This window comes from Sporocytophaga sp., from assembly GCF_017745095.1.
GTDB lineage: Bacteria > Bacteroidota > Bacteroidia > Cytophagales > Cytophagaceae > Sporocytophaga.
This window is the reverse complement of sequence record NZ_JAGHZZ010000016.1, coordinates 47,728-71,884: the sequence shown is the minus strand read 5'-3', so window position 1 is coordinate 71,884 and position 24,157 is coordinate 47,728. Positions and strand designations below refer to the sequence as shown.

Below are 24,157 nucleotides of genomic sequence, written 5' to 3'. Positions count from 1 at the left end.
CTATTTCTTCTTAAAGACATCTTTGACATCTTCTAGGTATGCCCTGAGAAGCTCCGCAACACTCCATGCCTGAGCTACACAACCTTTAGGTGCAAAAGGCTCATTCCCATCAAAAATTTCAGAGATACTTCCTATTGCCGCCTCGCTTAAATGGTATTGGAAATTTTGTATCCATTGCTCAACATCCCTTCTTCCCTTATCTCCCTCTAGTCTTACTTTAGCGGTTATATATGGCCCTATCAGCCACCCCCAGACAGTTCCCTGGTGGTAAGCTCCGTCTCTTGCAAGCCTATCACCAGAATAGTTACCTCTGTATTGGGGATCATCAGGCGACAAGCTCCTTAATCCTACGGGAGTTAAAAGCTTTTCTTCTGTAATCTTTAGTATTGAAACAGATAATTCATCATCCAGAAGCGGATATGGCAAACTGATGGCAAAAAGCATATTAGGTCTTACACAACTGTTATGTTCATATTGATTAATATAATCATACAGATATCCCTGGCCTTTTATTACAAAAGCATCAAGAAAGGCTTTTTTTATATGTCCTGCCCTTTCGTAAAACTGACGACTGGATTTCAGTTCACCTTTAAGATCAGCCAGTTCTCCCAAAATCATTAGAGCATTATACCAAAGTGCATTGATTTCAACAGCTTTACCCTCACGTGGTGTTACAACCCAATTACCGATTTTCGCATCCATCCAGGTAAGTTGTACACCATTTTGTCCGGCATACAAAAGCCCGTCTTCCTGAACTTTTATGTTATATCTAGTTCCTCTATCATGCCATTGAATTATGTCTTTCAATGAAGAATAAAGATCTTTCAGAACAAAGGTTTTATCTCCTGAATAATCAAGGTATTTCTTAATTGCAATAAAGAACCATAAAGTTGCATCTACTGTGTTATACTCAGGTTCCTCCCCAACATCCGGAAATCTGTTGGGAATCATTCCCATATCTATACTTTTAGCAAAGGCTTTAAGAATCTTTTTAGCTTCGTCAAACCTCCCGGTCACAAGACAAATACCTGGCAATGATATCATTGTATCTCTCCCCCAATCTGAAAACCAATGATATCCGGCAATAATTGTCTTAAGGTTCTTTCCTCTCTTCACGACAAACTGATCAGCAGCTATAGCAAGTCTCTGAGAAAGGTCATCTTTAAATGGGATATTTCTAGTTATTTTTTCCCTGCGTTTTCTTTCTGAGGAAATCAGTTTAAAAGGATCTTTTCTGGAAGGATCCTTGTCAGAAATAACCACACCAATTTTATTTCCCTGCTTTAGTTTAACACTGAAATTACCATAGCTAAATAAGTCTTCGGAAAACTGCAGCCCTCGATTCTGTTCTTCCCTATATTCAAAATTAAGAAACCATGCTGGGGCAAATTTAAAATTAGAGTTTTTAAGGAATATGTAAGAAGCTGGCAAACCTTCATAAGGGTCCATTTTCAAAACGCCATTTCCAAAAACAGCCTCCCACTTTAAGTTTTTATTTTCTCTAATCAATCCGTGATAATCTCGGTAAGATATAAAAGGCTTTAATTCAAGCTCAAACTCATCCACAGCATTTTTCACCTCATAAGTCACAACGATTGTATTTTCTTCATAGATAGCAGCAATCGTTTTTACTATTTCAATCTTATCACCGATTTTATAATGGAAAACAGGAAAATATTCCTGCTCATACTTATCAAAATATTCTAACCCTGTAGCACAGATATTGGATGGAAATTGATTGGCGCTTAATTCAAACTTTACTCCTTTAAACTTAATAAATTCTTCAAGTTTTGAAATTAACACCATTCTGCCTACCGGAGGATTTGTAGCGACAACAAACATTCCATGGTAGCTTCTAGTATTTGCTCCGGATAAAGATCCACTAGCCCAACCTCCTAAGCCATTTGTTTCCAACCACTCCCGGGAAGAAGCCTTTGAAAAATCCTTAATAATATCGTCGCTGATGGTAATTTTCATTGTACAGAAAATATAACTCTTTTTATACTGACTTAAATTTGACAATTTTATTCATTTATTCATAAGAATACTATTAAATAAAAGCCAGCCAAAGTAAAATAGGGAAAGCTAAATAATGTTTAATTTTACTTCGTTCCTATAATATTACAACCTCATTTCAAACTTTAATACTGAAAAAATAAGCCGGGAAATATGTATCTTTTGAGAAATTTTATTGAGAAATACATATCAATGTCCTATATAAGGGTTAGCATCATATTAATATTCTTGTTCACAACACTTTATAGTTTTTCACAAAACCATCCTGCTAAAAAGCTTAACTACGATACTCTTTATATTACTTCATATTCAGATAAACTGACTACCAAAGCAACAATTATTTCAAAAGGAAATAATTTTAACATTTACGATAAGACAAGCAAAAAGAGTTTGAAGTATAATCCTAATGAAAGTATTGGAATGGGTTTCGGTGCATATTTCAAAAAAATCGGACTTGCATTTGCCTTTAACCTTCCATTCATCAACAATGATAATGATAAATATGGAAAAACATTTCAAAAGGACCTACAGGCTACCAGATACGGAAGAAAGACCATCATAGACCTTAACCTTCAAACATATAAGGGATTTTACATAGAAAATGCAAAAGACCTTAACCCAGCTTGGAATTCTCAGAGAGACCCATATCCCAAAAGAGGAGATATCGCAACAGCAGCATTAGGGGGAAGTTTTTACTATATACTTAATTCGGATCGTTTTTCATATCGCGCCGCATTCATCCAGGATGAAGCACAGAAAAAAAGGGCTGGTTCTCTTTTGCTTGGAGGATATTTAAACTTCTTTAACCTTCAATCAGATTCAAGCATTATACCTATGCAACTTGAATCTGTCTTTAACGAAAGAGCATATCTGATCAAAGGAAAAACCCTAACATTTGGAGCCGGTATTGGTTATGCATATACTTTAGTAATCCGAAAGCGTTTCTTCATAACCCTTTCAACTATTCCAGGCATTGCATTTGTAAATTTTGAAGGCCAAAAAGAAAATCTGGATTATTTTTACAGTAAAACTAAGATTGCTTTTAGGTCACAAATTCGCCTTGCAACTGGATACAATGGCGGGAAGTTTTATGCTGGATTTAACTTGACAACAGACAACATTTCAATGGACAATTCAGAGCATTCTTCAATAAACTATCACCTTGGCAACATTAGATTTTATGCAGGTCGGCGATTTGACTTAAGTAAAATCATAAGTAAATTTTAAATTCATTTTATGAAAAAATATTTTTTCCCCTTAGGCTTATTATATTTTTGGGCCATTCTAACCTCTTGTGCAACACGCAAACCTGAAAGGTACCTAAATCAGGCAATGAAATCAGAGCCATATGATGTTATTATTGTGCCTGGAATCCCCTATCCATATGAAAATGGCAATTGGCATCCTGTAATGAAAATAAGAGTCTATTGGTCTGAATATCTTTATAAGAAAGGTATTGCCAAAAACATTATTTATTCTGGAAGTGCTGTATATACGCCTTATGTAGAGAGTAAAATCATGGCACTGTATGGTGAAGCCCTAGGTATTCCCAAGGAGAATATTTTTGCAGAAACTAAAGCTGAGCATAGTACTGAAAACCTCTATTACTCTTATAAATTGGCCCAGAAAATGGGATTTAAAAGAATAGCGCTGGCAACAGATCCTTATCAGGATAAATTACTAAGAAGGTTTGGTAAGAAATTTAAACTTGATATAGCCCATATTCCTATTGTATTTGATACATTAAAACAAATTGAGAAAATAGATCCAAAGATCATAGACTCAACAGCTCAGGTTCAAAATTTTATGAGTATAACAGAAAGAGAAAGTTTCTGGAAACGTTGGAAAGGCACCTTAGGAAAGAACATCAATTTTAACGAAGAATAAATATCCGAACTAACATTTTCAATGCTACTGAGGTTAGGTCTTAATCACTGTAAGTCTTTTTGAAAATGCTAAAAGTAGTACTAACCGGAATACTTATATTAATAAATATTTTTAATCTTAGTTTCGCCCAGACTTGCCCTTACAGAGTCAGAGCGATTGACGTTATTTCAATTCCCGTAGCAGGCGGACTTAGCTATCTCGGATTAAAAGAGCTAAGAGCCAAACCCAGACTAGACAGTGCTTATGTGGTCACTCTAAGTCCAGATGATGTCAATGCATTTGACAGGGGAGCAGCACGCAACAACCAAAGTATTGCCGGAGTATATTCAGATGCGGCATTATATACAGCTATTGCGATTCCATTTTTAACACTTGCAGACAAAAATATAAGGCATGATGGATTAAAAATAGTAACGCTTTACCTTGAAACTATGGGTGCAATGGGCGTCATATACACCTGGGGAGTCAGTCAGACCAGGAGAAAGCGCCCTTATGTGTACAATTCAGAAGTTGAAATGGAGAAAAGGACAGGCAAAGGAGCATTAAATTCATTCTTTGCCGGACATCCTGCTGCTGCTGCTGCTTCCACATTTTTTGCAGCAAAAGTCCTTCACGATTATTACCCTGATATGAAACATGAATGGATTATATGGACAGCTGCATCCATTCCTCCAGCACTTGTCGGCTATTTCAGATACAAAAATGGACAGCATTTCCCAACGGATATCATTGCAGGCCTTCCTATCGGAGTGGCACTTGGGATTTTAATTCCAGAAATCCATAAAAGAAGGAAAGATTCAAATATTTCTATCATTCCGACTTATTATAACAAGACAGGAATTGTATCCTTTACTTATAAATTCTGATATATTGGGCAGAATTACCTTGCAACTTTTCTTCCAGATTCTTCTTACAATCTGTCTGGACAAAATCCTTCAAATCTTTCAAGACCATATTAAAATCATTCCTAAATTCAACATAGTTTTCAAGAAAATCTGTGATGGCATATTCGAAATTTCCTTTTAATGTATCTCGTTTGGCCATCAGTTTTATGTATTTATGAACCCCGTTCATAGTTTCAAGAAGACCAAATAGGTTATTAGAAATTATAAAAGGTAAAAGTCTGTTCATTTTATAAGGAAATACCGAATGAAATTCCAGCAAGTCCTGATAAAGATTTTGTATAAAATCAACAAATGGATATTCATTTCTTTCTTTCCAGGTAGATGCTAAAAGGTGGTCATATAAAAGATCTACCACATCCTCCGTATATTTTGAAAACTTAGGACTTAAACGTTTTTGGCTGGCAAGGTAACTTAAATGGGACCTTTTAAAGCTTGTAATGAGATGATTTGATAGAATTCCTTTCTTGATCTCAGTTCCATAATTATCTACTTTGTTTGGTTTTACATTTGAGCCAATAAAGCTTCCGACCATGATATCTTTTGATTCTGAAAGAAATAAATAGGTGTTTAAAAGAAATCCCATAAAGGTTAATTTAAATTGGATCAGAAAGATCCGGTTTAAATAAGGTTATTGGTGTAAAACAAAAATTGACTTAAAAAATTCGAAACATTCAAAAAATCAGTATTCTCACTGAATGTTCAGTTCTTCCACAAACCTTATTATCTCTGGGAAAAAAGCGTTAAACTCTTCCTTATACAAATCATAATCCCTAATAAGAGCATTACAGGCTGTCTCCATCCGAGAATTAAAGGTGGCGCGCCTGGCCATCCCTTCAAAGGTTTTCTCTAGTGATTTTATATCAGAATAATTGTAAAGCCAATTTTGGTTTCTCATATGGGTTAGGAGAAACTTAATATGATCAGTCAGATATTGAGGATAGCTTTCAATCAAATCGTATGAAGATTGGGCGAAGTCTTTAAGGGAAGTTTCTGGAGAATACTTTTCCCACTCTGCTGCCAAAAAATGATCATAAAAAATATCAACTATAACAGGAGAATATTTTCCATACTCACGATAAAGTCTCTGTTTGCTCTTTTTTACCCATAAATTCTTATCAGTAAAATAATCAATAGCTCTGTGAAGCTTAATGCCTTGCAAAACCGAAGTAGGCAGCTTTTTTAATTCCTTTCCCCTAACTCCATCTGCGATAAAATTCCCTATGATAATTTCATCAGAATGTCTCCTTGACAAATATAAATGCCCTAGAAAATTCATCTAATCAGCCTTTTTCTTAAAGCTTTTGAAAATATTTACCCCAAGTCCAAATTCGAAATATACTCCATTTTCTCGTTTATCAGGAAAGTTTTCAGTTTTATAGTGTGTATTAATGTATCCCAATTGAAATTGAGAATAAAATCTAGAACCGAAATAAGCCTTTAAACCCGTAAGCAGGATAAGAGAGTTACCTTTAGAAATCACTGTAGGACCGCCACCATAGAAAAGTCCCTCTTCTTTCCTTGATCCATAACCTGCAGAAACAATCCATCTCCAGTTGTAAAATACTTTTGACAATGGTAATATTTCCTGGTAAACTCCAAGTGCCCAATAATCAATCCCAGGCGCCAATCTTACAGTAGTATTGAAAGCCTGAATATCTGCAGCTGGAATAGGGGAAAAATTAACTCCTCCTATTCCATCATAAATTCCTATATTAAATTTCTTTTTTTCGGGAGGGACAATCTGTCCATAGATATTAAAACATGACAGAAGACACAAAGTTGTCAAAGCTGTGCGTACACTCATTCAAACTCAAATTTTACTGAATATAGGAAAAAATGAGGATTTAATATAAACATTAATTCAATTTGATTCTACATGGAATGAACGATTCTAAAGCAGTTCTCTCACTTTGGCTTCTTCCCTGCCGATCACAGCTTTATTCCCTTTTATTAAAATCGGACGCTCTATAAGAACAGGATTTTCCTTTAAAATTTTAATCCACTGCTTATCAGTGAAGGATTTTCCTTTAAAATTTTCAATATAAAGTGGTTCCTTCTTTCTAACCAACTCTTCTGGTTTGATTTTAAGCTTGGTTATGATATCCTGCAATTCCTCTATTGTAGGCGGATTTTTAAGATATTCTATTATTTGAGGATTTTCACCAGATTCAGTCAGAATCGCCAAAGCTTGTCTGCTCTTTGTGCATCTGGGATTGTGCAACATTTGAATCATTGCTTAATCGTCTCTATTATTAAGTTATGATTGGTATAAATACAAATATCACCTGCAATATTCAGACTTTCTCTTACAATTTCCTCTGCAGATAAATGAGCAGCATGTTTTTTTAAAGCCAAGGCTGCAGATTGAGCATACATAGCTCCAGAACCAATTGCGGCAATCTGATTGTCAGGCTCAATTACATCTCCAGTTCCAGAGATTATCAGAATTTCATCTTTATCAGCAGCAATAAGCATTGCTTCTAATTTTCTAAGATATCGATCAGTCCTCCAATCTTTTGCAAGCTCTATTGCTCCTCTTTTAAGATTTCCCCCATAGGAATTTAGTTTTTCCTCCAATCTTTCAAGTAATGTAAATGCGTCCGCAGTGCTGCCAGCAAAGCCGCAAATAATCTTTCCATCAAATAATCTTCTGATTTTTTTAACATTACTTTTGGCAACTGTATTACCAAGTGTTGCCTGTCCATCAGCTCCGATTGCCACTTCCCCTTTGTGAATTACAGAAATTACAGTTGTTGATTTAATTTTTTCCATTTTACTTAAAAATCTTTAAAAAATTTAAACACACTACACTCTTATAAACAAATAAGCCTCCCGGTTGTTGAGAGGCTTATTTGTTTATTTTTTATTAAACCAGAATTCTGACCGGATCTTCTAAGAATTCTTTCAGAGTCTGAAGGAATGCGGAACCAACTGCTCCATCCAATGCTCTGTGATCGCATGATAATGTAAGTTTCATCACGTTACCAATTTTTATTTCACCATTCTTAACTACTGGTAGTTGTTTAATACCACCAACTGCAAGAATCGCAGCATCAGGAGGATTAATGATTGCTGTAAACTCTTCAATACCGAACATCCCCAAGTTGGAAATAGTGAAAGTATTTCCAGACATCTCAGCAGGTGAAAGTTTTTTGTTTTTAGCTTTTCCACCTAACTCTTTTACTTCAGTTCCGATCTGAGATAATGATTTATTATCCGCAAATCTGAGAACAGGCACTAAAAGACCTTCTTCAACTGCAACTGCAACGCCAATATGAATGTGATGATTATATCTTATTTTATCTCCTAACCATGATGAATTCACTTTTGGATGCTTTCTTAAAGCTGCAGCTGTAGCTTTAATCACCATGTCATTAAAGGAAATTTTAACAGGAGCAACTTCATTGATGCTGGCTCTGGCTTCAATAGCCTTATCCATGTTTACTTCCATGGTAAGGTAGAAGTGAGGAGCACCAAATTTACTTTCGCCAAGCCTCTTGGCAATAGTTTTTCTCATTTGAGAAACAGGAACCTCATCAAAACTTTCCTGACCTACATATGCAGGTGCAGAAACAGATTTAGCTTCTGTACCTTGAGGTGCAGCCGCAGTAGTTTTAAAGCTTTCAATGTCTTTTTTAACAATTCTGCCAAACTCTCCGGAACCGTGAACCTGCTTAAGATCAATACCTTTGTCCTTAGCAATTTTTCTAGCCAGCGGAGAAGCTTTCAGTCTGTGATCGCCACTGGAAACTGAAGATGTCTGTGCTGTTGCCTGAGGAGCTGCGCTTTCTTTCTTCTCTTCTTTTGCTGCAGGAGCAGCTGAAGATGCGCCTGAGGCTGAAGCAGAAAGTAATGTCTGATAATCAGCGCCCTGCTCTCCTATGATGGCAAGTACACCATCAACAGCAACCGCTTCTCCATCCTTAACACCTACATATAAAAGTATACCGTCATTATATGATTCTAACTCCATTGTAGCTTTATCTGTAGCTACCTCTGCAAGTAGGTCTCCGGATTTAACTTTATCACCTACTTTTTTATGCCAAGCAACGATGGTACCCTCCGTCATGGTATCACTCATTTTAGGCATCCTGATTATTTCAGCATTAATATTTGATGTATCAACTTTAGCTGCTGCTTTCTGAGGAGCAGGTTCAGTTTTTGTTTCTGAAGGAGCTGATGCAGGAGCTGCACCACCTTTACCCACGCTGCTCAATAGCCCGTCGATATTCTCTCCATCTTTTCCAATGATAGCAATAACTCCATCCACAGGAGCTGATTCTTTTTCTTTTACACCTATAAATAAAAGTGTACCATCCTCGTAAGATTCCAGCTCCATTGTAGCCTTGTCAGTTTCAACCTCAGCAAGTACGTCTCCGGACTTTACTTTGTCTCCTACTTTTTTATGCCACGTAGCAATAACACCATCTGTCATGGTATCACTCATTTTGGGCATTCTGATCACTTCAGCCATTGTACTAAATGCAATTGTTTAATTAATGCTTAGAAATTAATTTCAAACTGTAATAATAGGGTAAAACTACCTTTCAAAACAAGTTTTTAACGGACCAAATTTAAAAATAAAACGCAAAAAGTACTATCCCCACCCTGAAAATATACAGGAGTGGGGATATTTTTCTTAAAATCAATATTTCTTAGGGATTTAACCTCATTTTTTTAGGCAGCTGTTTCTATTTCAGGCCTGCTAAATCGTTTCAGAACCTTAAAATGTGACACCAATGCTTCTCCAAAAGTTGGATATTCATGATAAGGAATACCGAATTCAATTGCTGTTTCTCTAACTATCTCAGAAATGATCGGATAGTGGATATGGCAAATTTTAGGGAATAAATGGTGCTCAACCTGCATATTCAACCCGCCGCACAAAAATGCAGCTATAGGACTTTTTCTCGCAAAATTCGCAGTTGTACGCATTTGGTGAACTGCCCATGCTTCTTCAATATTCCCCTCTTCATTTGGATCCGGAAACTCTGTTAATTCAACCACGTGGGCAAGCTGAAACACTAAACCTAGTACAAGTCCTTCTGCAAAGTGCATAGTTAAGAACCCTATAATGAACTGCCACCATGTAATATCCACAAATACAAGTGGAAGAACTATAAAGGCTACATAATATAAAAACTTAAACAAAAATAGCTTTACATATTCTTTTTTGGGATGATTGTTCACGTGAGTTCCAATATTCTTTTTAAAGAATTTGATATAATCTTTTCTCATCACCCATGAAAGACTTGCAAGACTATAAAGAAAAAAGGCATAATAATGCTGATATCTTTGTATCTTATTTGCTTTTTCGTCCGGATTTAATCTAATAAGTCCGGGAGCGATTTCGATATCCTCATCATGGCCATGAATATTGGTATAGGTATGATGCACAACATTGTGTGCGATACTCCATAAATAAGCATTGGCCCCAATTAAGTTAAATAAATAACCTAGAACTTTGTTAAGAGTAGTGTTAGTGGAATAAGATCCATGGATGGCATCATGGCATATATTAAATCCTATAAATGCAGCAAACATCCCAAGCAGCGCGCTAAGCACCCACATAGTGATAAGCCCGAATTGATTTGAAATTATTAAACCATAGAAAAGCAATAATCCCCCCAAAAAAAACACAGTTTTAACATACATGGCAGTGTTACCTGTTTTCGAGATATTATTTTCTGTAAAATAATTATCTACTCTTTCTCTGACGGTTGAAAAAAAACCAGTTTTCTTAACGTCGATGAATTTTACTTTTGCTAACATTTATGGTATTTAGGTATTATAATTTCAATCTTTTCTTCGCTGATACGGAAAAATTCTATTTATGAATGAAAAACATTACATGAACGAATAGTCATATTTCGGAAATATGTGTATATCAGTTTTTTTTAACAAAATAAATTTTTCAAGTGTTCCATGCAATTTGATTTTTCAATAACCAAACCTGTATCCTGAGAATAATTCAAGATATATAAGCCAAGATTATGATGTTCAAATGTTTCCATTTTACTCAAATCGTTGTGCAATATGGATGCAAGTAAAATCCTCAAAGCCCGCCCATGCATGCATATTAAAATATTTTCTTCTTTATCGTTAGAAATAATGTGATTCCATGCATCCAAAAGTCTTTTTTCAACTTCACGAGGGCTTTCTCCACCGTCCATTTTCAAGTCAAAATTTCCGGAATTCCAACCTCTTACCAACTGCCAGTATTGCGTATTTTCATCTACACTTATTATCTGACCATCTTTATTGCCCCAGTTGATTTCGTTGAGTCCTTTCAAAGTTTCATAAGGAATACCCAGATCTATAAATAGTTGAACGGATTGTTTGGTTCGTTTTAGCGCAGAAATATAAATTTTATCAAACGGAACATTTTTATACGAATTATAAAATGCCTTTGCCTGATTCTGACCAGTATCATTCAAATCTGTATCTACTCCACTCCCCTGAACAATTCCTTTCAGATTATAATCTGTCTGGCCATGTCTTAAAAGGTAAATTTTTTTCGTTTTCAATTTTCTTCTACTTTTGTACTTAATATAGTATTGCAAAATAATGATTAATCCCAACATTACTGTTCAGGACCTAAATAAACTATCCAAAAATACAATGGTAGAGTATTTAGGGATTGAATACATTGAAGTCGGCGCAGACTATATCATCGGCAAAATGCCCGTAGATAACCGTACCCATCAGCCAATGGGATTTCTGCACGGAGGTGCATCAGTTGTACTCGCTGAAACACTAGGATCCATCGGATCGGCATCATGTGTAAATCTTGAACAATTTTCTCCATTTGGCCTGGAGATCAATGCGAATCATGTTAAAAGTGTTCGAAGCGGCTATGTATTTGGCAAAGCATCTCTTATACACTTTGGGAAAAATACGCATATCTGGGATATCAGAATTGAAAATGAAAATAAAGAATTAGTTTGTATCAGCAGACTAACTGTTGCCATAGTACCTAAAAAGTAAATACACTTATCGGATGAAGGGATTGAGCACCCGCACAGACTTTATACAAAGTTTTGATCGGGCTGAAGAAACACTGGAGCGTTTATTCACCGCTTCTTTTAACCTTGGACTTGCTGTCGCTGTGTGGAGAGAACCAGGGAGGAATGATATTTCCATCATCATAGACTTTTCAGAAACTCTTAATAAAGTTGAGTTTAATGAAAACATTGAAGCTGGATTTATTTTAAGTCCATTTATCAACCCGGACTTAAAAGAGACCATTCTGATCAGACCAGACATTTATTTCAATTCTTCTGAAAGCGAAATTCAGGTAAATAATATTCCCAATAGTGATCTGGCTGAAGCCTTTGAATATCATTACAATGAGTTTACCCCAATTCACCAGGAGAAACTTAGCTCTAAAAACCCACAAACTGGTCAGCCTCAGGAATTCAAAGCTCAGGTAGAAAAAGCTGTTCAAGAAATTCAAAAAGAAAAATTTAAGAAAATTGTCCTTTCCAGATCAAAAGAGAAAGAACTTCCTTCTGGATTTAACCCTTTTCAATTTTATCTTCAGCTTTGTCAAAAACATCCTCAGGCTTTCAGTTCATTGGTAAGTCATCCAACATTGGGAACATGGATAGGAGCTACTCCTGAACTTCTTGTCAGTGTTTCAAAAGATAACATCTTCAAAACGATAGCTTTGGCTGCTACTAAACCTGTAACAGGCATTCAAAAACTTAATGAAGTCGTCTGGACACAAAAGGAAATTGAAGAGCAGGCAATAGTAAGTCGATATATTATCAATTGCTTTAAATCTATACGACTGCGGGAATATGAAGATGAGGGACCAAGAACTGTTCAGGCAGGAAATCTCTTTCACTTGAGAACAGATTATACTGTTAATATCAATGAAGTTCCGTTCCCTGATCTTTTATTCAGCATGCTGAAACTTCTTCATCCTACTTCTGCGGTATGTGGCACTCCAAAAGAGCCTGCAATGAATTTCATAACAGAAATGGAAAATTATGATAGAGAACTATTTACAGGGTTTCTTGGACCAATCAAAATAAATAACGAAACTAGTATTTATGTAAATATCAGGTGCTGCAAAATTCAGTCAGGAAAAGTTACCTTCTTTGCAGGAGCTGGTATTACAAAAGATTCAGTGGCTGCCAATGAATTGGAGGAGACCAATCATAAAATGTACACCTTAGAATCGCTTTTTGATCATCTTCAATAATACTTGTGGAATCAATTTATAACATTGCAGAAATCTGCTCTAAAAAAGGTCTAAATAACTTTGTATTATCACCCGGCTCTCGCTGCGCCCCTCTTACTGTATCTATAGTCAACCACCCCAAATTAACTAGCAGGACAGTTACAGATGAAAGATCGGCAGCATTTATTGCATTAGGTTTATCACTTGAAACCCAAAAACCCGTTGGGCTTTTATGTACAAGCGGCACTGCTGCACTTAATTATGCCCCCGCTGTAGCTGAAGCTTTTTACCAACAAATACCATTGATAATACTGACTGCAGACAGACCTCCGGAATGGGTGGATCAGCAGGATGGACAGACGATCCGGCAGCAAAATATTTATGGAAACCATGTAAAAAAATTCTTCCAGCTTCCAACAGATCATCAAAACCCAGATTCGGCTTGGCATATTCAAAGAAGTATTTCTGAAGCAATAAACTTAGCTGAGTCATATCCTAAGGGTCCGGTACATATCAATATTCCTTTACGTGAGCCATTTTATCCTAAGAATAGCAATGATGTAAAATATTCTGCCGCTAGAATAATTGAAAAAGTAAAGGCTCAATCTGCTGTAGATACCTCAGATCTAAAACAACTTATACAGTTGTTTAATCAAAGTGAGAAAGTAGTATTGCTTAGCGGGCAAAACAATGACAATACTGAACTGAATACAGCAGTATCTATATTTACAGATCATCATAGAATTCCATTATGGGCAGAGCCTATTGCCAATCTTCATTGCAAGAATAAAATACAAAACATTGATATCATTCTTTCAGGAGAACCTGAATTAGAAAAACTATCACCAGATTTACTTATCACATTTGGTCAATCTGTACTATCTAAAAGTCTGAAATCTTTTCTAAGAAAATACAAACCAAAACATCATTGGCATATAGATCCTTCCGGAGAAGCTGCTGACACATATCAATGCCTTTCGCACATTATTCCTGTTGAGCCGAAATCGTTTTTCAGTATATTTAAAGGTGATATAAAAAATGATGAATGGCTGAACAACTGGATTACTATGGATAATAAAGGACTTACCATTCTTAGCAACTTCTTTAATTCTCAATCAGAATTTTCAGAATTTGAAGCAGCATTTCAGGTCACAAAAAATCTATCTCCAGAAATTATTCTTCACCTATCTAATAGCATGCCAGTGAGATATGCGAATTACTTTGGAAGCTTTATCGATTCAGGAACTGTTGTAAGAGCAAACAGAGGTACAAGCGGAATAGATGGAGTGCTGAGTACAGCTGTTGGTAATGCTTTATGCACTGAAAAGCTGGTATTTCTTTTGACCGGAGATCTTGCTTTCTTTTATGATAGAAATGCTTTCTGGAATAATTACCTGCCAGATAATTTAAGAATTGTTCTATTAAACAATCATGGTGGCGGTATCTTTAATATGATTGATGGCCCCAAAAATCTGAAAGAAGCTTCAGAATATTTTATTACCAATCAAAAACTAAAAGCTGACCATATCGCAGGTGAATTTAACCTTGATTATTTACATTGCAATGATAGAGAATCATTTAAGGCAGCTTTACCAAAACTACTGCCAACATCTGGCAAATCAAAGATATTAGAAATTGAAACCAGTATAGATAACAATACAAAGGTTTTCAATTCCTTCAAGCAGCAGATTAAAGAGCAATTTGGAAAATAAGTAATCGCCAAATTTTATTATCCGACAATAGAGATTCAGATCACGTGGATATCTACCTTAACAATCGAAAAATTGAATTAGAAAAGCTGGATCTTTTCACTACTTCAGATGAATACGAGTCTACAACAATTTCATTTTTAAGAGACTGGTTGAATCATAAAGAAATATTTTTGCTTCAGACTTCAGGATCAACTTCAACACCCAAAGTCATTGAAATAAACAGAGTGCAGATGGAAGCAAGTGCAAGAGCTACGATAAAAGCACTAAGACTGAAATCTGGCGATAGAGCTCTAATTTGCATCAACACTAATATGATTGGTGGTAAAATGATGCTTGTTAGAACAATGGTAGAAAAATTTAATTCCTATATCATTCCTCCTGTTTCAGATCCCTTTAAATCAATTCCCGAGAACTTTGAATTTGACTTTACAGCTATAGTTCCGCTTCAATTGGAAACAGTTTTGAACAATCCTGAAAGTTCAGCAAGATTAAATAAGTTAAAGGCCGTCATTGTAGGTGGAGCAGCTGTTTCAGAGACATTAAAGGCAAGACTTCAAAACTTAAGTGTACCTATATACAGTACTTATGGGATGACTGAAACAGTAAGTCATATAGCTTTAAAATTATTAAACGGGCCGCAGCAATCAGATCATTTTAAGGTATTTGAAGGAGTTGAAACAAGAGTAGATTTGAGGGGCTGTCTGGAAATTAAAGGCCTTGTGACCAACAATCAATGGGTTACAACCAATGACCTTGTTCAATTTCATTCAGAAAGAGAATTCACATGGCTTGGTAGGATTGATAATATCGTAAATTCCGGAGGAATAAAACTTCAGATAGAATCAATAGAAGATAAAATTAACAGGATCCTGAAAGAGAGGAATTTTGGAATAAATTTCTTTTTAGCAAAACAACCTGATGAAAAGCTGGGAGAAGCATTGGCCTTTTATTATGAAGGCTTTGAAAATTCAAAATCAGATATACTTCTATTATTAAAAAGAGAACTGTCTAAATATGAAGTTCCAAGGTATTTTATATTTTGTCAAAATTTTGAATACACAGCATCAGGAAAAATTGACAAACTAAAAACAATTAAAATCAATAAATAAACCTGTCCCGAATACACAGAACAGGTTATTTAATTTTATTGAACGCTAAAATTATCTTATCTTTTTAAGAAAATCTTTAACAAGACCATCAAAGTCAAATTTTTGTAAATCAGAATATGCATCAATTGTATGCAAATATTCTAGATCTTCAAAATCGGTAATTCTCAGAGCAAAAATTGGGAAGCCCCACTCCTCTTCATCCGGGTTAGAATATGGGGTTTTTACATAACCCATATCTACAAACTCGTAATCCAACACATCTAATACACCTTGACTTACCTTGTTCTTCTTCAAAATTGGGGTAATTGTATCAATAATCAAAGGTCTCCAACGCTGATTCAAATCTTCCAGCTTTAATTCTATTACCTTCTCCCTGAAGTCATAATATTCTTCAAAAAGAGCATCTAATAAATCTTCAGCAAATTCAGCAGTATCTGTATCTTTGTGCCCATGAATAGCCATTTTAAGCACTTCGAAATCCCAAAGCTTCACTATAACACCATCAGCTTCGAACTTAATACCCAAATCCTTGGCTGTCAACTTAATACCTGTTTCACCTAATATTGTATCACAGATAATACTTTTTAAACCTTTCATTATTTACGTTTGTACTAATTTGCGTTGAAAAATATTTATAAAATTTAAAAAAACAAATCAAATATGAATAACTTTCACAGTTTTGAAATAAATTTTACTCCATCTGACCTTTACCCTCCCTATTCCAACACCATTATTTTGAAATTTATTAACGCAAATAATCTGCTCAAAGTTGAATTTAATATTAAATATATTGGACGGGAAGAACTCACAGAAGATGATATTTTAGATGAAGGATTCACTTTGAACGATGATTATAACTGGAATGGCAGTTTAAGTTCTGTGTGGATCGATCCTATTCAAACTCTAATTAACAAATCCACATTCCTTAAAGAGGAATCAGAGATAAAAGTGCTGATTGAAGCTCCCAAAATCATATCAGGATCTCCAGAGAATATTGATGAATGGGCTTATTTCATTCAAGAAGTGACACAAGCCATTTATGAAACCTCAGGTAAAGAAGCCAATTTAGAGATTAATTTTATAAAGAACTTCCCCCAGGATCTTATCGCAGTCAATCTTAAACCTGAATTTAAAACCCGAAAATTTATAGCAGAAATAGAAAAAAACAATCAAAAAAAGGTTATAGAGTTGAAGTGGGAAGACCTGAAAAATACCCTTCAAACAGTTTATCTACCCGAGTATATTTATGAGAACAGCCTTTCTACTCCCGGTAAAGCTCAGGGGTATTACATTAATACTGGAGAAGGCATATGGTTTAAAGCGAATGAAGGGGTTATTAACCTTTCAGATAAAGATAAGAGTGTCTCAAAACTTATTGATATGTTTGAAAAAATATCGAAGAAGTAAGGCAACTTACTTCTTCAAATTCTTAAGCTCTTCTTTCATATTTACCACCATATGAGCAAGCTTTTCTATTGACATATCGGGTTTGGGAAACTCTGTACTGATGAATGCTTTCGCCTCCCAGACTTCAAGTATGTCATCCGGATGTACTTCGTAAGGAGAATAAACAGGATTATCTGATGATAATAGAAATACTTCTCTGGTTTTTAAATGATTAGTGACTCTTTTGTAAACTATGCCTTCTTTTGAAGTCACAACAATATAAGTCTGATCATCTTTGACATAATTCCAATTATCAACATACTGACCTATAATAATGGTCCCGGAGACAAGCGGTAACATAGAATCTCCTGAGATTTCAAATGCACGAAAGGTTCCATTTTTAAAGTTAGGAAGATAAAAATTGGGAAGGTCTCCAATATATTCAGGATCAGCATAACCGTTAAGATACCCAGCTGCCGCTTTTTGGGGAACCATAGGAACTGATTCATTATCATTTTTATCTACAGTTATTGAAAGTACTCTCAATTTCTTAGCTTCAATATCTTTCTGCATCACTTGCTTATAGCTTTCAGGATCTTTTAAATCCCCACTAATGAGTGCATCTACTGACACTTCAAGTATTTTAGAAAACATAATAAGGTTGTACAAACCAGGTTCTGCCCTTCCTTCTTCATAAGCACCTAATAAAGATCTTTTTATTCCTACCTTTTCAGCCAATTGTTCCTGTGTAAATCCTTTTTGCTTTCTTAAATGCTTTATATTGTCACTGATCAGAGTCATGTTTTTTAAATTATATCCACTAATTAAATCAAAATATTAATATCCTGTAATACATTGCTAATCATTCTGCTCAAACTGCTTTTATTTTCGACCAGTTTTTCACCATGAATGAAAAATCCCGTATTATCTTCAAACAGGTAATTAACCTGTATGAATCTTGAATTGGGTATAGGTTTACGTAAAAAATATTTTAATTTGAAACCCCTTTTAGCAGCAACTAACATAAATACGATGTTTTTTAGCAAATAAACATCATAAAACTAACATACGCTAATATTTTTAGTAAAATTTTCTAAAAATTAAATTTATTAGTAAAATATAATTTAAATAAAAGCAACTAACCAATGATAAAGAGAGTGAAGAACTCAATGAAACAAAATTTATTACTTAATCTGATAGCAATACTTTTCATTTTCATATCGCCTTCTTGCAAGGAAGCTTCTCATCATGAATCAAATGCCAACCAGATCCCCCCTCAATTGAAATACTCTGGTATTAAATATACTTCAATAGATTCTCTTGAAAAAGGTCTTAATTTTAATATTTATAGCATTGACACAGTTACAAACGAGAAGGCTAATGTGATTGAAGTTGACTTTAAAGTTCATTTATCAGATCTCTTTTGGAAAGGACTAAAAAATCAAGGAATTGAAGCTCTTTATATTTCCTTATCTTGTTCAGGCAAGAAGACATATACATCTCCAATAAACTATTATTCCGAAAAATTTTTAAGTTTGCATGATGAGTTTTTGCTTGTCAAAGATGGGGATAGAATTCTTAATTATTCTATTCCAATCAGATCTCTGGAACTGACAAAAGGAACACATTCCCTTAACCTTATATTTGAAGCTATTCCTGTCCGCTTCAAACAAGATAGTTTGAAAAGTGATCTCAAAGAAGTTGACTATTTTTCGCATAAACCAGTAGCTTCAAAGACAATTAAATTTCAAATTGATGCTCCTGAACTTATAAGTACTTCCATTGAAGTGTTAAAATTCAAACTTAACACGAATGTTTGCGATCCTTCCAAATATGACTATACTTTTGGAGGCACAGGGTTTCCCGATCTTTTCTGGGATGTTCAATGTGGTGATGATTATATTTACCACAGTCCAGAAATAAAAAATGTAATTCAGTATACGAAGCCCTTCCAATCAACCTATTTTATGTGCGCTCCCGACGATAAAATAACTATTCGAGCTGTTGATTTTGATAAAGGACCTTTCAATACTCAGCATGATGTTATAGAAACCTGGTCAGGAAAGATCACTGATTTAAGTATAGATCAACCAGATACATTTTCTTTTGGCAACCTTGAATATTTAATAGTTCAAAGAAAGCTGCCTAATAAAGCTGTTGACAAGCGTCACAAAAATAAGTAGTGCGCCCATTTATTTTAATCACATTGATTTTACCGCACTTTCCTGGGCACTCATCATTTTCCCTTCTATGGTTGATTAAAAACTTAGTTGGAAAATCTTCCCTGTGAGCTTCATATTTTATAGCTGTTTTCAAAACTTTATTCATTGTAGAAAACAATTTCCTTATTTTATCGTCAGGTATTCGACTTCCCTTTGCCTCCGGATGAATACCTGCCTGAAAAAGAATTTCGTCTGCATAGACATTTCCAATACCAGAAATCAACGATTGATTCATCAGAATAGATTTAATCTTCCCTCTTCTCTTACGAATTATTTCATGAAACTCTTCAGCAGTAATAGTTAGGGCATCTTTTCCTAAATCATTTTGGGAGACCAGATCATCAAGGTTATTTACAAGACTTATGTGTCCGAATATTCTCTGATCTTCGAAGGCTAACCCTTCTCCATCCTGGAAAACAAAAAGCAATCTTGTATATGGGGGAATTTTAGAAAGGTCATCAATGAGCTCCAGATCACCTGTCATACCGAAATGAATATCGAGGCCCACTTTAGAGCCAATTTCTGCAAATAGATGTTTTCCGTATCTATCTGAATTTTTAAAAATTTTACCCTTAAGGACTTTATTTAATTCTTTTTCGGAGGTTCCTCTTAGTATTCGTTTTTCAATAACATCAACTCTTTCGATCTTTTTATTATGAGTTGCTTTATCAAAATAATCTCTAAAGACAGAAACATCTGGTAATTCCGGCATAACTTTATTCCTTTATTCTATTAAAAAAACAAAGGAATAAAGTGTTTGGTGCTTTTTGTTAGTCAAACGAAGCCGGCAAATCTACTACAGTGGAATCAACTTCATTGGCAGCAGATTCACAATCAAAAGAACCATTGAGAGATTCTGGAATTTCAAATTTCGTTTTTACTCCAAGATTTTTATCTGCAAAAACTTTTTGCATATACAGGCCCCAGATTGGTAATGCCATTCTTGCTCCCTGTCCAAATCGCATATCAGGGAAGTGAATATTTTTATCATCAGCACCAACCCACACACCCGAAACCAAATCAGGTGATACTCCCATAAACCATCCATCAGCAGAGTTTTGAGTGGTACCTGTTTTCCCTCCAACTTCACTTGTTATATTAAATTTTCTTACCAGGTCCCGAGCTGTACCTCCATCTTCTTCTGCAGAACCTTTTAACATATAAACCATAGATGCCGCAGTTTCAGATGATATAACCTGTTGAGGTATATTTCTGAATTCTTCCAAAATATTTCCATATTTATCTTCAATTCTCGTAATCATCAATGGCTCATACCTATAACCGTTGTTTACGAAGGCACAATAAGCCTGAGTCATATCAAAAACTGATACATCACTAGTTCCGAGAGCAAGTGTAGGAACCGCTTCCAATTGAGAAGATATACCAAGACGTTTAGCAAAAGCAACAATAGAATCCGGACCGCTCAGTTTCATTAGATATGCAGCAATAGTATTTACAGACCTTGCCATCCCAAGACGCAAAGTCATATAGTCATTTGAATAATTGTTATTACTGTTTTTGGGTATCCAGACTTTTCCGTCCGGCATTGTGAATGGAACCTGTGTATCCAACACTTTAGAACAAGGAGTTAAACCCTTTTCCTCTATCGCATACGCATAAAGTAGTGGCTTAAATGTAGAACCTGGTTGTCTTGCTCCTTTTTTAACATGGTCATACTTAAAATACCTGAAGTTTACATCCCCTACCCATGCTTTTACTTGACCATTATGAGGATCCATACTTACCATTCCGGTATGAAGGAAATGAAGGTAATACCTAACAGAATCCATTGGACTCATAGTTGTGTCCCTAGTTCCCCTAAGCGTATAGATTTTCATTTTAACCTTCTTACTCATTTCTTTGAATATCAGTTCTGGATTATTACCCAGTTCTGCTTTCAAAACCCTATACCTTTCAGACCTTTTTGCAAATCTCTCTACAAACTTTCTATCATCAAGTTTATTTGAAGCCCACGGAGTTTTACCTTTCCATTCTGCAAAAAACTCTTTCTGAAGAGCCTTCATATGATTTGAAACAGCATCTTCTGCATAGGTCTGCATTTTAGAATTAATGGTTGTATAAATTTTCAAACCATCAGCATATAGATTATAGCCATGGTCATCGCACCAGTTAACAAGGTAATCTTCTATGTAGTCTCTGAAATAAGGTGCTAGGCCAGTATTCTGGTTTTCATAAGTAATATCTAAAGCAAGAGGGGTCAGCTTAAGCTTTTCAAACTGATCCTTACTTAGATAATTGTATTTTACCATCTGACTTAGAACCGTATTCCTTCTGTTCAGCGCTTTTTCCTCTTTTCTGATCGGATCATAAACGCTTGGTCCTTTAAGCAAACCAATTAGCATGGCTGCTTCTTGAGTCTTAAGTTTAGATGGCTTTTTATTAAAATATTTTTTTGCAGCAGATGTGATTCCGTATGTTCCATTTCCAAATTCGACTGTATTCAGATACATATTCAGAATTTCTTTTTTTGTATAGGCTCTTTCAAGTCTCGTCGCGGTGATAATTTCCTTGAATTTCACCACAGGCATAAACTTACTTAGAGGACCCTGATATTCTTTGGATTGCCTCATCTGGAAAAGATTTTTGGCCAACTGCTGACTCAAAGTGCTGGATCCTCTCTTCTGGAATGTTACAGCATAGAGAAAAATAGCAAAGGTACCTTTAAAATCAACGCCTGAGTGTCTGTAAAAACGAACGTCTTCCGTAGCAATCAGAGCATTAACCAAATCAACAGGAAGATCCGTGTAATCTGCATTTGACCTGTTATACTTAAAATATTTTCCCATCAGCACATTGTCTTCAGTATAAACTTCTGAAGAAAGGTCACTTTTAGGATTTTCAAGAATTTCCAGAGAGGGAATTTTACCAAATAAACCGAACAGGTTTATGGATATAGAGAAAATGAATAATGCAATGAAAAGAGCAAAGCTCCAGAATCCTACCCAAAGGAATTTAATCTTTTTGTCTTTAAAGCTAATCATACAAAAAAGGGTTCTAAAAAGAACCCAATTTAAAATGTCTTTTAGTCAATACCAATACTATTGTGCAAGTAATTTTTTAATATCCTCAGACCAACCGTCTTCGAAAGGAGCTTTGGCATTCGGATCTGCTATATTTCCGTTTTTATCAATCAGGATAAAGCGAGGAATCGATACAACTCCATATTTAGCAATGATCGAACTTTCGTTTCCTTCATAAGAATGAACGTGAATTCCTTCAATTCCTTTTCTTTTAACGACTTTTTTCCATTTATCTTTTTCCCGATCAATAGAAACATATAAAAAAACTACATCGGGATTTTCGAGAAACTCCTGTTTAGGTTCATGTGACAATGCAATTGCCTCCATACACGGACCGCACCAAGTAGCCCAAACATCCATATAAACTACTTTACCTTTAAAGTCGCTCAATGAAACTTTATTACCAGCAAGATCATTAAGGGTAAAGTCAGGTGCTGTCTCCTTAATTCCTTTGTTAACTTCCAATGCCCTTTCCTTTGGTCTGAAGCTTGACAGAAGGAGGACAGGAAAGAATAATAGCCAAAATATCTTTTTCATAGCACTTTGAATTTAAATTAGGTTTGATTCCAATAAGTTCAATTTCATCTCTAATATTTAAAGATACTGTCCTGCATGACAAAATAAAATTTAGATGAAGATATCTTTAAGAATGAAGCTTCATATCCCCATATTAATCTATCATAAATTTAACTATTAAAACTAAGTGATACGTAGATCATTTTTTTAATGATATTCTTGTGTTTAACTACCATTTTATTTAGGTTTGATTATCAATTCACACACCACCTTAAATGAAACAGGTTCTTATTTCTTTTCTAGTCTCACTTGCGCTTTATTCCTGCACAGGCAAGAAAGAAATGAGTATTTATTCCTCCTCTCCTGATGGTTCTCTTTCTATTTTTATTTCAGGTATAAAACCCAATCTTGTTGATCCTTTCACCGTACGCTTTGGATTGAAAGGAATGGAATTATCTGAAGCTCCCTCAACTGAAATTTATTCTTCGGATCTAAATGAAAAGACTGTCAACTTTGAATGGGAAACCAACCAGCGTTGTCTTATCCGTTTTAAGCAACAAGATGGCAAATACAAGTCTTTTGTAATGGACGTAGATTCAGAGACACTTTCAGTAAATGAACTTCATCTAAATAATTTATCTGAAGATTTAGAATAATTTTTTTCACTGATTATTTCATCACCTCTTAACATAACTTACTGATTTTCCTAATTAAATATTAGTTAAATCCAACTTGCATTTTCCGTAACCCTTTTTGATTAAACAAACTGCATAGTTTTTGTTTTAAACTAATACAGCACCATTTCAAGGAGGGAATTATGTCACAAATTAAATTGAATATCATCATTTTAATTTTCTTTTTGGGAAATGTATTTGCCTGCAGTCCATATAATGGACAAACAGATAAAGTAAACAGGCCACTGCCTGAGAAAAAAACAGACACATTAAGTTCAAGATCCTTACCAGACCCTACTCCAAAAGACTCTCTGAATGCGGACAGTGTAAAAACTGTAGATAAAGAGACAACCAAAAAAGTAGATATCCGATATATCAGAAAATCTATCAATCTTCACAAGAGACCATTAGTAGCTTCTTCTGCAAGAACTCAACAAATACTTATTGCAAGAATTGGCTCATCTGAAGATGAATTAAATATTATAGATTGATGAGTTAAAT

At 35.0% G+C, this 24,157-nt stretch carries 25 protein-coding genes; 11 read left to right on the top strand and 14 right to left on the bottom strand.

The features are described 5' to 3' along the window. On the bottom strand, positions 1 to 1,977 hold the full coding sequence (locus tag J7604_RS19955) for an amylo-alpha-1,6-glucosidase (RefSeq protein WP_293899718.1): 1,977 nt from the start codon (positions 1,975 to 1,977) through the stop codon (positions 1 to 3). 231 nt (positions 1,978 to 2,208) lie between these two features. On the opposite strand from J7604_RS19955, the gene J7604_RS19950 reads away from it, so the two are divergent. The 3 genes from J7604_RS19950 (at position 2,209) to J7604_RS19940 (ending at position 4,769) form a co-directional block, all read left to right on the top strand. Continuing rightward, positions 2,209 to 3,243 carry a DUF4421 family protein gene (locus J7604_RS19950; RefSeq protein WP_293899715.1) on the top strand — a complete coding sequence of 345 codons (1,035 nt, stop codon included), beginning with the start codon at positions 2,209 to 2,211 and terminating at the stop codon, positions 3,241 to 3,243. Between the two features lie 9 nt (positions 3,244 to 3,252). Then, positions 3,253 to 3,903: a YdcF family protein gene (locus J7604_RS19945; RefSeq protein ID WP_293899712.1), complete on the top strand. Its 651-nt coding sequence runs from the start codon at positions 3,253 to 3,255 to the stop codon at positions 3,901 to 3,903. Between the two features lie 65 nt (positions 3,904 to 3,968). Then, the gene (locus tag J7604_RS19940; RefSeq protein ID WP_293899709.1) at positions 3,969 to 4,769 is read left to right on the top strand and encodes a phosphatase PAP2 family protein; all 801 of its coding nucleotides are present in this window, start codon (positions 3,969 to 3,971) and stop codon (positions 4,767 to 4,769) included. On the opposite strand, the gene J7604_RS19935 is transcribed toward J7604_RS19940, so the two are convergent. From J7604_RS19935 to J7604_RS19900, 8 genes are all read right to left on the bottom strand, one after another. Continuing rightward, positions 4,753 to 5,391 carry an ACP phosphodiesterase gene (locus tag J7604_RS19935; RefSeq protein ID WP_293899707.1) on the bottom strand — a complete coding sequence of 213 codons (639 nt, stop codon included), beginning with the start codon at positions 5,389 to 5,391 and terminating at the stop codon, positions 4,753 to 4,755. The genes J7604_RS19940 and J7604_RS19935 overlap by 17 nt on opposite strands. A 105-nt stretch (positions 5,392 to 5,496) precedes the next feature. Further along, positions 5,497 to 6,084, bottom strand: a complete 588-nt coding sequence (locus J7604_RS19930; protein ID WP_293899705.1) for an ACP phosphodiesterase — start codon at positions 6,082 to 6,084, stop codon at positions 5,497 to 5,499. After that, positions 6,085 to 6,612: a hypothetical protein gene (locus tag J7604_RS19925; RefSeq protein ID WP_293899703.1), complete on the bottom strand. Its 528-nt coding sequence runs from the start codon at positions 6,610 to 6,612 to the stop codon at positions 6,085 to 6,087. 87 nt (positions 6,613 to 6,699) lie between these two features. Then, entirely contained in the window at positions 6,700 to 7,041 is a 342-nt protein-coding gene (gene arsC / locus J7604_RS19920) for an arsenate reductase (glutaredoxin) (RefSeq protein ID WP_293899700.1), read from the bottom strand. Beyond that, complete coding sequence (gene hslV / locus J7604_RS19915; RefSeq protein ID WP_293899697.1) at positions 7,038 to 7,580, bottom strand: ATP-dependent protease subunit HslV; 543 nt, start codon at positions 7,578 to 7,580, stop codon at positions 7,038 to 7,040. The genes arsC and hslV overlap by 4 nt, the downstream gene beginning before the upstream one ends. 94 nt (positions 7,581 to 7,674) lie before the next feature. Then, a complete protein-coding gene (locus J7604_RS19910) occupies positions 7,675 to 9,282 on the bottom strand; it encodes a pyruvate dehydrogenase complex dihydrolipoamide acetyltransferase (protein WP_293899694.1) in 1,608 nt (535 codons plus the stop codon). 203 nt (positions 9,283 to 9,485) lie between these two features. Further along, complete coding sequence (locus tag J7604_RS19905) at positions 9,486 to 10,580, bottom strand: acyl-CoA desaturase (RefSeq protein WP_293899691.1); 1,095 nt, start codon at positions 10,578 to 10,580, stop codon at positions 9,486 to 9,488. Positions 10,581 to 10,705: 125 nt separating this feature from the next. Next, positions 10,706 to 11,335: a histidine phosphatase family protein gene (locus tag J7604_RS19900; RefSeq protein WP_293899688.1), complete on the bottom strand. Its 630-nt coding sequence runs from the start codon at positions 11,333 to 11,335 to the stop codon at positions 10,706 to 10,708. A 40-nt stretch (positions 11,336 to 11,375) separates the two neighbouring features. On the opposite strand from J7604_RS19900, the gene J7604_RS19895 reads away from it, so the two are divergent. Genes J7604_RS19895 through J7604_RS19880 form a run of 4 tightly spaced genes read left to right on the top strand, consistent with a single transcriptional unit; the run spans position 11,376 to position 15,817 of the window. Continuing rightward, positions 11,376 to 11,795 (top strand): hotdog fold thioesterase, encoded by a 420-nt coding sequence (locus tag J7604_RS19895; RefSeq protein ID WP_293899685.1) that lies wholly within the window; start codon positions 11,376 to 11,378, stop codon positions 11,793 to 11,795. A gap of 13 nt (positions 11,796 to 11,808) precedes the next feature. Next, entirely contained in the window at positions 11,809 to 13,017 is a 1,209-nt protein-coding gene (locus J7604_RS19890) for a chorismate-binding protein (protein ID WP_293899682.1), read from the top strand. A 5-nt stretch (positions 13,018 to 13,022) separates the two neighbouring features. Then, positions 13,023 to 14,708: a 2-succinyl-5-enolpyruvyl-6-hydroxy-3-cyclohexene-1-carboxylic-acid synthase gene (menD, locus tag J7604_RS19885; protein WP_293899679.1), complete on the top strand. Its 1,686-nt coding sequence runs from the start codon at positions 13,023 to 13,025 to the stop codon at positions 14,706 to 14,708. A gap of 44 nt (positions 14,709 to 14,752) precedes the next feature. Further along, entirely contained in the window at positions 14,753 to 15,817 is a 1,065-nt protein-coding gene (locus tag J7604_RS19880) for an AMP-binding protein (protein ID WP_293899676.1), read from the top strand. Between the two features lie 51 nt (positions 15,818 to 15,868). On the opposite strand, the gene J7604_RS19875 is transcribed toward J7604_RS19880, so the two are convergent. Next, positions 15,869 to 16,414, bottom strand: a complete 546-nt coding sequence (locus J7604_RS19875; RefSeq protein ID WP_293899673.1) for a hypothetical protein — start codon at positions 16,412 to 16,414, stop codon at positions 15,869 to 15,871. Between the two features lie 63 nt (positions 16,415 to 16,477). Between J7604_RS19875 and J7604_RS19870 the strand changes: the two genes are divergently transcribed. Further along, complete coding sequence (locus tag J7604_RS19870) at positions 16,478 to 17,224, top strand: hypothetical protein (RefSeq protein WP_293899670.1); 747 nt, start codon at positions 16,478 to 16,480, stop codon at positions 17,222 to 17,224. A gap of 6 nt (positions 17,225 to 17,230) precedes the next feature. Here the strand turns inward: J7604_RS19870 and J7604_RS19865 are convergent, their stop codons facing one another. Beyond that, positions 17,231 to 18,004 (bottom strand): LexA family transcriptional regulator, encoded by a 774-nt coding sequence (locus J7604_RS19865; protein ID WP_293899667.1) that lies wholly within the window; start codon positions 18,002 to 18,004, stop codon positions 17,231 to 17,233. A 368-nt stretch (positions 18,005 to 18,372) separates the two neighbouring features. Here J7604_RS19865 and J7604_RS19860 point away from each other — a divergent pair, with 368 nt between their 5' ends. Then, a complete protein-coding gene (locus J7604_RS19860) occupies positions 18,373 to 19,386 on the top strand; it encodes a hypothetical protein (RefSeq protein WP_293899664.1) in 1,014 nt (337 codons plus the stop codon). On the opposite strand, the gene J7604_RS19855 is transcribed toward J7604_RS19860, so the two are convergent. The 3 genes from J7604_RS19855 to J7604_RS19845 are packed head-to-tail and all read right to left on the bottom strand — an operon-like array spanning position 19,349 to position 23,003. After that, entirely contained in the window at positions 19,349 to 20,137 is a 789-nt protein-coding gene (locus J7604_RS19855) for a DNA-formamidopyrimidine glycosylase family protein (protein WP_293899661.1), read from the bottom strand. The two genes, J7604_RS19860 and J7604_RS19855, sit on opposite strands and share 38 nt — an antisense overlap. A 58-nt stretch (positions 20,138 to 20,195) precedes the next feature. After that, positions 20,196 to 22,427, bottom strand: a complete 2,232-nt coding sequence (locus J7604_RS19850) for a transglycosylase domain-containing protein (protein WP_293899658.1) — start codon at positions 22,425 to 22,427, stop codon at positions 20,196 to 20,198. A gap of 57 nt (positions 22,428 to 22,484) precedes the next feature. Then, the gene (locus J7604_RS19845) at positions 22,485 to 23,003 is read right to left on the bottom strand and encodes a TlpA disulfide reductase family protein (protein WP_293899655.1); all 519 of its coding nucleotides are present in this window, start codon (positions 23,001 to 23,003) and stop codon (positions 22,485 to 22,487) included. A 254-nt stretch (positions 23,004 to 23,257) separates the two neighbouring features. On the opposite strand from J7604_RS19845, the gene J7604_RS19840 reads away from it, so the two are divergent. Together J7604_RS19840 and J7604_RS19835 are read left to right on the top strand one after the other, a co-directional pair. Next, positions 23,258 to 23,638, top strand: coding sequence for a hypothetical protein (locus J7604_RS19840; protein ID WP_293899652.1), 381 nt, complete (start codon positions 23,258 to 23,260; stop codon positions 23,636 to 23,638). A gap of 161 nt (positions 23,639 to 23,799) precedes the next feature. Then, on the top strand, positions 23,800 to 24,147 hold the full coding sequence (locus J7604_RS19835) for a hypothetical protein (protein ID WP_293899649.1): 348 nt from the start codon (positions 23,800 to 23,802) through the stop codon (positions 24,145 to 24,147). Positions 24,148 to 24,157: the final 10 nt, after the last annotated feature.